Origin of the sequence: Vibrio sp. D401a, assembly GCF_030248515.1 — a bacterium.
Lineage (GTDB): Bacteria > Pseudomonadota > Gammaproteobacteria > Enterobacterales > Vibrionaceae > Vibrio > Vibrio rotiferianus.
The window spans coordinates 24,832-35,443 of the sequence record NZ_JAHGAI010000055.1; the positions used below are offsets into that span (position 1 = coordinate 24,832).

Sequence of the window (10,612 nt, forward strand, 5' to 3'; positions counted from 1 at the left end):
CCAGAATAAACCTCGATTCTGGTTGAGCATGCTTTGATCTCTCGTTTGCCGCTGTTGCCGCTAGGCGGATCAAAGTATTGCCTCTCTCTTGGTTGATTCATCCCGAATTGCCATCTGAAATTCTCATTTTATATTCAAGTTTTTGATTAATAACATTATTTTAATGTTGGCATAACTATTGCTTTTACTCCTTAGTACAGAGACTTTTGGAGTAATTTATGGATCGCGCACTGTTTCTCGCAATGAGTGGCGCTAAGCAGAATATGCAAGCCCTGCAATTGCGTGCTAATAACTTAGCTAACGTGAGCACAACAGGCTTTCGTGCTGATTTAGCACAAGCTCGTTCAATGCAAGCCTATGGTGAAGGCCACGCTTCACGTGTTTTTAGTATGACAGAACGGCCGGGGCATAACTTTGCTCAGGGCAGTGTGATTACTACCGGGCGCGACCTAGATATTACGGTTGAAGGCCAAGGGTGGATATCAGTTCTCGATCCGATGGGCAAAGAAGGTCTTACGCGCAATGGTAACCTGAAAGTTGATCAAAACGGCTTGCTAACCAATAGCTCGGGCCATGTTGTACTTGGTGAAAATGATGCGCCAATTACACTCCCTATACCATTATCCAAAATAGAAATTGGTCGTGATGGCACCATCTCTGTACTTCCACAAGGTGCTCCGGCTGAAGAATTAGAAGTGGTTGATCGTATTAAGTTAGTTCGTACTGACGATCAAGGACTTTTTAAAGATATCAATGGCTTATTTCGCCATAAAACTCCAAACCAACCTTACGAAGCAGACGCATCAGTAAGCATCCAAACAGGTGCGATTGAAGGTAGTAACGTCAATGCCGTAGGTGAGATGACCGCTTTGATTGATTTACAGCGTCAATTTGAAATGCAGGTCAAGATGATGAGCACAGCTGAAGAGATGGACAAGTCGTCCGATTCACTGCTTCGTATGAGTTAATTGAGTTAGAGGTTTACTATGCATCCAGCACTATGGGTAAGTAAAACAGGTCTAGACGCCCAGCAGACCAATATTGCAACCATTTCCAACAACTTGGCAAACGCCTCAACGGTTGGCTACAAAAAAAGTCGTGCCGTATTTGAAGATTTGTTTTACCAGAATATTAATCAACCAGGCGGTCAGTCCTCACAAAACACAGAATTACCAAGCGGCTTGATGCTGGGTGCTGGTTCTAAAGTGGTTGCTACTCAAAAAGTTCACACTCATGGCAATGCGCAAACAACTACCAACGCGCTAGATATGATGGTCGAGGGTGATGGCTTTTTCCAAGTGACTCTGCCTGACGGCAATATTGGTTACACGCGAAATGGCCAGTTCACCTTGAACGGTGAAGGTACATTAGTGACGTCGGGTTCTGGCTACCCTGTTGAGCCAGAAATTGTTATCCCAGAAGATGCGATCTCTATTACTGTTGGTACTGATGGCGAGGTATCTGTACGTGTTCGTGGTCAGCAAGATAACCAGGTCGTTGGCCAGTTAACTATTACAGACTTTGTTAACCCAGGTGGTCTAGAACCAATTGGCCAAAACCTTTACCTACCAACGGGAGCAAGTGGTGATCCTCAAGAGGGGGTTCCGGGTCTAGATGGCTTAGGTGAAATTCGTCAATCCATGCTAGAGGCTTCTAACGTGAACGTGACTGAAGAGTTGGTCAACATGATCGAAGCGCAGCGAGTTTATGAAATGAACTCTAAAGTTATCTCATCTGTCGATAAGATGATGAGCTTTGTCAACCAGCAACTATAACGACTAATTCGAATTGAGGGCCTTCAGATGAAACGTATCTCTCTCCTTACACTGATTTTAACCATGTCTGGTTGTTCAATGTTAGAGCCAATTGAAACGGATGAAGTATCGCAAGCGACAACGGTAGTTGATGCGGTTGAAGGTGATAAATCTCAAGATGAAAGTAATGGTCTGGTTGATACGCTAAGAGGTAGGACTGATCCTATAGCGGGTGATCCTGCCTGGGCACCGATTCACCCTAAACAAAAGCCAGAGCATTATGCAGCAGCAACAGGGTCGCTGTTTAGCGCAGACCACATTTCCGACTTGTACGATGACTCTAAGCCTCGTGGTGTCGGCGATATTATTACAGTCACCTTAGACGAGACAACCAGTGCAACGAAAAGTGCAAACGCAGATTTGTCTAAGTCTAACGATGCGACGATGGATCCTCTATCAGTGGGCGGTCAAGAGCTGCAAGTCGGTGGCAAATACAACTTTTCTTATGATTTAAGTAATAGTAATACATTTGCTGGTGATGCTTCTTCTAAGCAAAGTAATAGCATCAGTGGCTACATTACTGTTGAGGTGATTGAAGTTTTAGCTAACGGTAATTTGGTTATCCGAGGCGAAAAGTGGATGACTTTGAATACTGGCGATGAGTATATTCGTCTAAGCGGCACAATCCGTCCGGATGACATCAGCTTCGACAATACAATCGCATCTAATCGCGTTTCGAATGCGCGAATTCAATACTCTGGCACAGGAATCCAGCAAGATATGCAAGAGCCTGGATTTTTGGCACGATTCTTTAATGTATCGTTGTAACAAATGCAAAATTGACGGCAATTTGACTGCATAAGAAAGGTAATCATGAAAAGAATCGTACTACTGTTGATGAGTGTCGCTCTATTTTCGGCATCGACACAAGCTGCACGAATTAAAGATGTTGCACAAGTTGCTGGGGTACGTAGTAACCAGTTGGTCGGTTATGGTTTGGTTTCGGGGTTACCTGGTACAGGTGAGTCTAACCCTTTTACAGAACAAAGCTTTAATGCAATGTTGCAGAACTTTGGTATTCAATTACCACCGGGTACTAAGCCAAAAATCAAGAACGTTGCTGCCGTAATGGTGACAGCTGAACTGCCTCCATTTTCGAAACCTGGCCAACAAGTTGATGTGACGGTCTCTTCTATCGGTAGTGCGAAAAGCCTTCGTGGTGGCACGTTGCTACAGACCTTTCTTAAAGGCCTTGACGGGCAAGTTTATGCCGTAGCGCAAGGTAACCTAGTCGTGAGCGGTTTTAGTGCTCAAGGCGCGGATGGTTCCAAGTTAGTGGGTAATAACCCAACAGTAGGACTTATTTCTAGCGGAGCAATGGTTGAGCGTGAAGTCCCGACACCTTTTGGTCGAGGTGACTTTATTACCTTCAACTTATTGGATTCTGATTTTACTACAGCGCAGCGCATGGCTGACGCAGTGAACAACTTTTTAGGCCCTCAAATGGCAAACGCGGTTGATGCTACGTCAGTAAAAGTTCGCGCGCCACGTGATATTAGCCAGCGAGTGGCATTCCTCTCTGCGATTGAAAACCTTGAGTTTGATCCGGCAGATGGAGCAGCAAAAATCATTGTCAATTCTCGAACAGGTACCATTGTTGTTGGTAAGCATGTTCGACTTAAACCAGCGGCAGTGACTCATGGTGGAATGACCGTTGCAATTAAAGAGAACTTAAATGTAAGTCAGCCAAATGGTTTTTCTGGAGGACAAACCGTGGTTGTGCCTGATTCAGATATCGAAGTCACTGAAGAACAGGGAAAAATGTTTAAGTTCGAGCCTGGACTTACATTGGATGATCTTGTTAGAGCCGTGAATGAGGTCGGCGCTGCGCCTTCTGACTTGATGGCGATTCTACAAGCATTGAAACAAGCTGGTGCTATTGAAGGCCAGCTGATCATCATCTAATCGATTAGGGGGAAAACCATGGTGAACAATCCTAACGATATTGGCTTTATTCATGACATTAGCTCACTTGATACTTTGCGCCAAAAGGCCGTGAAAGAGGGCAAAGATGGTGAGCAAGAAGCGTTGCGCGCGGCAGCTCGTCAGTTTGAATCTATTTTCACCTCAATGATGTTGAAGTCGATGCGTGAAGCCAATGAAGGCTTTGAGTCTAACTTCATGAATAGCCAAAACGAAAAGTTCTACCGTCAAATGCTGGATGAGCAGATGGTGAGCAATTTAAGTGCGTCAGGCTCGATGGGACTCGCTGATATGATTGTTAAGCAATTAACGGTTGGTCAAGGTGACGACAAAACTGAAACGGCAATGCGCGATGCGGCCAACAATGCTGTTGAATATCGTCGCGTCGATCCGAAGAAAGCACGTGAAATAGAGCAGCGTCTAATAGAATCCGGTCAGTTATCGCGTCCAAGTTCAGAATCCGCACGCTTTGATACACCGGAGTCTTTTGTTAATTCAATGAAGCCATACGCTGATCGCGCAGCAAAAGCTTTGGGTGTTGAGCCATCTCTACTAATTGCACAGGCAGCGCTAGAAACTGGCTGGGGGCAAAAGATGGTTAAAAATGCTCGTGGTAGTAGTAATAACTTATTCAATATAAAAGCAGACAGAAGTTGGCAAGGGGATAAAGTTACTACCCAAACTCTGGAGTTTCATGATAACACCCCAGTAAAAGAGACCGCCGCTTTTCGCTCTTACTCAAGCTACCAAGACAGCTTTAATGACTACGTCCGTTTTTTAAACGACAACCCTCGCTATGAGACAGCACTTCAGCATCAAGGCAATTCAGAATCATTTATTCGCGGTATTCACAGTGCTGGTTACGCGACCGACCCAAATTACGCAGACAAAGTGCTGCAGGTGAAGCAAAAAATCGAAAGTATGTAATTTATAACGATTTTGAATGCACTCCTCCTCTTTGATAAGGCTTGCCATGGTGCAAGCCTTTCTTTTTCTTTCTGTTTGCCGTTTTGTCTATGCTGGCACGCCTTTTGCTAATCTTCTAATTAGGTGATTGGTCAATACCGATTTTATTTTGTTTGTTGGGGGCATTTATGGCGTCAGATCTGCTGAATGTAGGTACTCAAAGTGTACTTACCGCTCAGAGACAGCTAAATACCACAGGTCATAACATCTCGAATGTTAATACCGAGGGATATAGCCGTCAGTCTGTCATCCAAGGTACCAATGATCCTAGACAATTTGGTGGTTCGACTTATGGCATGGGCGTGCATGTGGAAAATGTTCGCCGCTCATGGGATGAATTTGCCGTTAAAGAGTTGAACCTGTCCACAACGAACTACGCGAATAAGCTAGATAAAGAAGCAGACCTCGATTTGCTTTCTAGCATGCTCTCATCTGTTGCCTCAAAGAAAATTCCAGAGAACCTTAACGAATGGTTTGACGCGGTAAAAACTTTAGCGGATACACCAAATGATATTGGTGCACGTAAAGTGGTACTTGAGAAAGCAAAACTGTTGAGTGAAACCTTAAATGGTTTTCATGAGACAGTTCGACAACAGTCTGACGTGACCAACCGTAAACTCGACATGGGTATTGAGCGTGTTAACCAGCTTGCTGTTGAGATTCGTGATGTACATCGATTGATGATGCGCTCGCCTGGTCCTCATAACGATTTGATGGACCAACATGAAAAGTTAATCAAAGAGTTATCTGACTATACCAAGGTGACAGTGACTCCGCGCAAGAATGCTGAAGGCTTTAATGTCCATATCGGTAATGGCCATACATTGGTATCTGGTACGGAAGCGAGTCAACTCAAAATGATTGATGGTTACCCTGATGTTCACCAGCGTCGACTGGCTATGGTTGAAGGTGGCGGAATAAAACCAATTAAATCAGATGACATAGATGGAAAAATAGGCGCCATGCTAAGTATGAGAGATGAGCAAATCCCATACATAATGGACGAGCTTGGTCGTCTAGCTACCGCATTTTCTCATGAAGTAAACCAGTTACAGAGCCAAGGGTTAGATCTATATGGCAACGTTGGTGAGCTGATTTTTACTGATGTAAACTCAGAATTGCTCGCAAAGTCGAGAGTGGTCACATCCGCTCAATCGACAGCTGATATGGCGGTTTATATCAATGATTTGAGCCAATTAAAAGGTGGTGAGTACGCATTACGTTACGACGGCAATAGCTATAGCATCACCAAGCCTAACGGCGAAACAGTGAAAGTTGATACAGATTCGTCAGGTAAAGCGTTTTATCTTGATGGCATGCGCGTCGAAGTTCGTAATGAGCCTAAAGTGGGTGAGCAAGTGTTAATTCGCCCAACTAGAAGCAGTGCTGCGCAGATTCAGATGGAAACTAACGATCCAAAGGCAATTGCGGCTCAAAGTTATGAAGCGTCCACGACCTTTGCACAAGGCAAAGCCACATTCGAAATTGTCGATGCTGGTGACCTGCGTGAATTTGAGGTCGTTGTTTCTCCGATGGGAGACCAATTTGCTGTAACAGATACCAGCGGCAATGTTGTGATGCCACCTCAGGCGTATCCACCATCAGGTCCGGTATCAGTAACATTACCGCCAGAACATCCGCTCTATAAAAATGGCTCGGCAACAGTATTTGAGCTGTCGTCTGGCGCTATAGCGAATGATAAATTTACGGCAAACCTCGTTCCTTCAGAGGGTGATAACGGTAACTTGAGGAAAATGCTTCATATTCAAACAGATAAAAAAATGGATGGCAAAGAAGCGACCATTTTGAATATCTATCAAAATTTGAATACCAACGTTGGACTTAAAGCCTCTACAGCAAGTCGCTTGTCTGATGTTGCTCGTCTAGAAAACGAATCTGCTCAAGAGCGATTAGCGTCTATTTCCGGTGTAAATCTGGATGAAGAAGCTGCGAATATGATGAAGTTTCAACAAGCGTATATGGCCTCCTCACGCATTATGCAGGCGGCAAACGATACGTTTAATACCATTCTTCAGTTGCGATAGGAGGAGAGAATAAATGTTAACTCGAATTTCTAGCTTCCATAACTATCAATCAGTGCAGAATGATCTTCGTCGTCAAGAAAACAAAGTTCATCATAATCAAGAACAATTAGCATCCGGTAAGAAGTTAACTAAACCGAGTGATGACCCACTAGCGACTCACTACATCCAAAGTATTGGTCAGCAAGAAGAGCAACTAAAACAGTATTTGGATGCCATTGTTTTAGTGCGTAATAGACTCGAGCATCATGAGGTTACTATCGCTAACTCCGAGCAGTTTGCCGACGATGCTAAGCGCTTAAGTATGGAAATGATCAACGGTGCGATGTCGCCAGAAGATCGTGAGGCAAAAAAGCGAGAGTTGGAAGAAGTCTCCAATAACTTCCTCGCTTTAGTTAACTCCCAAGATGAAGCAGGCAACTACGTTTTTGCTGGCACCAAGCCGAAAAACCAACCTTTTTTCCGAGACTTTGATGGCACGGTCACATATACCGGTGATGACTATCAAAGGAAAATGCGCATTTCGTCGAACATAGAAATGGCAACGAGTGATCCTGGTAGTAAGCTATTCATGGATATTCCTAACCCGTTTGGTGACTTTGAGCCTAAATACGAGTTGCAGGAAGGATCTGAGCTTTTACTAAGCAGCGCAACAACTCGCTCAAGAGATGAATCCAATTTCAAACTCACTTTTGTTGATATGAGCAATGGTAAATTTGGTTATCAATTGGAAAAGAACGGAAGTGTTGTGCAAGTTGATGACTACTCACCAATTGATGGCATTAAATATGAAGGGGTGAGCATCCAACTGAAAGGGCAAGTCACTGCCGGAGACAGCATTACGATTGAGCCGCGCAAGACTTTTAGTATCTTCGATACATTCAGAGATACCGCTAAATGGTCTGATGAATCAGTTTCCGATGCCTCGGCAACAGCACAGCTTCATCAGATGACAGAAGAGTTTCAGGCGGCGTTTATTCATTTAAACAAAGCAAGAACCGATGTTGGTGCTCGACTGAGTACGCTAGATATTCAAGAGCAGAATCATGAAGACTTCAATCTCTCTCTGGCCAAATCAAAGAGTAATTTTGAAGACTTAGATTATTCCAAGGCTGTTATTGAATTTTCGGAAAACACAAGAGCACTGCAAGCATCGCAGCAAGCTTTTGGTAAGACGAAAGACTTAACGTTATTTAACTACATCTAAATATCGATGCGTGCAGCGGCGCTTCTCTCTATGCCTTATGTGCAATGCCTTAAGTGCGAGAGATAAATAAGCGGCATGTTATTTCCCAAAGCGGCAAAGTTTGGGGGAGGTTCATCAGGAATGATGTATTTGTTGGGATGGGCAATGCCACTCAACGTATTTTTTGGCGGAATTAATGGGGCTGGCTTTATTGTAACCCTATGCTGATAAAGGCTTTTGCTGATTTTGATTATTTTTTATTAAAGTTGGCATGTATATTGTATCTATGTGGTCAGAATAGATTTACGGATTCTAAACCTTGCCTAGTAGGCAGCTTTAGCAAGTAATTTTTACGGTCAGTGCTTTTCCAAATGAGAGTAAAGCTGGCCGCTTCGCAAAGCTTGCGAACTCAAAAGGAGAGCAAAATGGCTGTAACGGTTAGTACTAACGTTTCTGCGATGACCGCACAACGTTACTTAAATAAAGCGTCAAACGAACTCAATACTTCAATGGAGCGTTTGTCATCAGGTCATAAGATTAACAGCGCAAAAGATGACGCTGCTGGTCTACAAATTTCGAACCGTCTGACAGCTCAGTCCCGTGGTCTGGACGTGGCGATGCGCAACGCGAACGATGGTATTTCCATTGCACAGACAGCAGAAGGTGCAATGAATGAAGCGACATCCATCATGCAGCGTATGCGTGACCTTGCCATTCAGTCGGCAAACGGTACGAACTCACCAGCGGAAAGACAAGCAATTAATGAAGAGTCAAATGCACTTCAGGATGAGCTTAACCGTATCGCTGAAACCACATCATTTGGTGGTCGTCGTCTACTAAATGGTACATTTGGTGAAGCGGCATTCCAAATTGGTTCAAGTTCTGGTGAAGCTATGATTGTGGGGCTAACCAGTATTCGTGCGGACGATCATCGCATGGGTGGTACAACATTCCTGACTGAAAATGGTAAAGGTAAAGATTGGGGCGTCGCAGCAGATAAAGCTGACTTAAAGATTACTTTACCAGGCATGGGGCAGGATGAAGAAGGTAACACGGTTGACCTTGATATCGAAATCACAGCAAAGGCCGGTGACGACATTGAAGAGTTAGCGACATACATCAATGGTCAATCAGATTTGATCAACGCATCTGTCGGTGAAGATGGCAAACTACAAATTTTCATTGCAGAACCAAATGTACAAGGTGATATCTCAATTTCAGGTGGTCTAGCATCTGATCTAGGATTCACTGGTGAACCTATTGCAACCACAGTGCAAGATATCGATATGACGTCGGTTCAAGGTTCTCAGAATGCGATTGGTGTTTTGGATGCCGCACTGAAGTATGTGGATTCACAGCGTGCGGATTTAGGTGCGAAGCAAAACCGTTTAAGTCACAGCATTAACAACTTGGCTAACATTCAAGAAAACGTAGATTCTTCGAATAGTCGAATTAAAGATACAGATTTTGCGAAAGAAACGACGCAAATGACTAAAGCTCAAATTTTGCAACAGGCAGGGACTTCGATTCTTGCTCAAGCAAAGCAGTTGCCAAACTCTGCAATGTCACTATTGCAGTAGTTTATCTAGCCTGTACTCAATACATTCAGACGTGGATGGGAATACAGGCTTTTGGCAAGCGACTTTACAATAGAATGTGCGGCTCTCTCATCTCTCACCTGCCAATCATTTTCAATGTAAGGTTGCACCCGGTATGTCGGATATGTGTTCATTTCTCTTGATCTCCACATAGGCTCTGGCTACCAACCTAGCCCCGGTTCTCTCAAAGGAAAAGGGGCTTTCTTTTTCTTTCCTAGTGAACCAATTCTGGTGGTTCCTTTTCTTAATCGTATATTGATCATACCTAAGAGCCATTCTCGACGTATCTTATTAAAACTTTAGTGTTTTTTTTACTATTTTTTCAAAACTGTCGTTCGAATCTCGCATTGCTATTTTTCTCTTTTTTTTTCTAAAGCTTCTCAAATTGACGTCGTTATAAGGGTAACTTTGAGAGAACTATTTGGTTTTCCGAGACGTCGGAAACCGCTTTATCGGAAAATCAATTGGAGAAATCACCATGGCAGTGAATGTAAATACAAACGTATCGGCGATGACCGCTCAGCGTTACCTAAACAATGCAAACTCAGTTCAACAAACTTCAATGGAGCGCTTGTCTTCAGGCTTCAAAATCAACAGCGCAAAAGATGACGCTGCGGGCCTTCAAATCTCGAACCGCTTGAATGTTCAAAGCCGTGGTTTAGACGTTGCGGTGCGCAACGCGAATGATGGTATTTCAATTGCACAGACGGCTGAAGGTGCAATGAATGAGACAACCAACATCCTACAACGTATGCGTGACCTATCTCTACAATCTGCTAATGGTTCTAACTCTAAAGCGGAGCGTGTTGCGATTCAGGAAGAAGTAACGGCACTAAACGATGAGCTTAACCGTATCGCTGAAACGACATCGTTCGGTGGTAACAAGCTGCTAAACGGCACACATGGTTCGAAATCTTTCCAAATTGGTGCTGATAATGGCGAAGCAGTAATGCTTGAGCTAAAAGACATGCGCTCAGACAACAAAATGATGGGTGGCAGCAGCTACGTCGCTGAAAACGGTAAAGGTAAAGACTGGTCGGTTGCTGGCGACAAAGCAGACCTTACTATCTCGCTAAAAGACAG

9 protein-coding genes are annotated in these 10,612 nt (G+C 43.9%); all 9 read left to right on the plus strand.

Annotated features, from left to right (window positions below):
- Nucleotides 1-218 precede the first annotated feature (218 nt).
- Nucleotides 219-968, plus strand: a complete 750-nt coding sequence (locus KIV41_RS22015) for a flagellar basal body rod protein FlgF (protein ID WP_010446701.1) — start codon at nucleotides 219-221, stop codon at nucleotides 966-968.
- 18 nt (nucleotides 969-986) lie between these two features.
- Complete coding sequence (gene flgG / locus KIV41_RS22020; protein WP_005382032.1) at nucleotides 987-1,775, plus strand: flagellar basal-body rod protein FlgG; 789 nt, start codon at nucleotides 987-989, stop codon at nucleotides 1,773-1,775.
- Nucleotides 1,776-1,802: 27 nt separating this feature from the next.
- Nucleotides 1,803-2,582, plus strand: a complete 780-nt coding sequence (flgH, locus tag KIV41_RS22025; RefSeq protein WP_171359203.1) for a flagellar basal body L-ring protein FlgH — start codon at nucleotides 1,803-1,805, stop codon at nucleotides 2,580-2,582.
- 45 nt (nucleotides 2,583-2,627) lie between these two features.
- Nucleotides 2,628-3,719 carry a flagellar basal body P-ring protein FlgI gene (locus KIV41_RS22030; RefSeq protein WP_010446716.1) on the plus strand — a complete coding sequence of 364 codons (1,092 nt, stop codon included), beginning with the start codon at nucleotides 2,628-2,630 and terminating at the stop codon, nucleotides 3,717-3,719.
- Between the two features lie 18 nt (nucleotides 3,720-3,737).
- The gene (gene flgJ / locus KIV41_RS22035) at nucleotides 3,738-4,664 is read left to right on the plus strand and encodes a flagellar assembly peptidoglycan hydrolase FlgJ (RefSeq protein ID WP_252041686.1); all 927 of its coding nucleotides are present in this window, start codon (nucleotides 3,738-3,740) and stop codon (nucleotides 4,662-4,664) included.
- 167 nt (nucleotides 4,665-4,831) lie between these two features.
- Nucleotides 4,832-6,748 carry a flagellar hook-associated protein FlgK gene (flgK, locus tag KIV41_RS22040; protein WP_071235550.1) on the plus strand — a complete coding sequence of 639 codons (1,917 nt, stop codon included), beginning with the start codon at nucleotides 4,832-4,834 and terminating at the stop codon, nucleotides 6,746-6,748.
- Nucleotides 6,749-6,761: 13 nt separating this feature from the next.
- The gene (gene flgL, locus KIV41_RS22045) at nucleotides 6,762-7,952 is read left to right on the plus strand and encodes a flagellar hook-associated protein FlgL (protein ID WP_010446722.1); all 1,191 of its coding nucleotides are present in this window, start codon (nucleotides 6,762-6,764) and stop codon (nucleotides 7,950-7,952) included.
- Nucleotides 7,953-8,356: 404 nt separating this feature from the next.
- The gene (locus tag KIV41_RS22050; RefSeq protein WP_010446723.1) at nucleotides 8,357-9,511 is read left to right on the plus strand and encodes a flagellin; all 1,155 of its coding nucleotides are present in this window, start codon (nucleotides 8,357-8,359) and stop codon (nucleotides 9,509-9,511) included.
- A 496-nt stretch (nucleotides 9,512-10,007) separates the two neighbouring features.
- Nucleotides 10,008-10,612, plus strand: a 605-nt coding sequence (locus tag KIV41_RS22055; protein WP_285337689.1) for a flagellin, incomplete at its 3' end; no start/stop codon positions are given.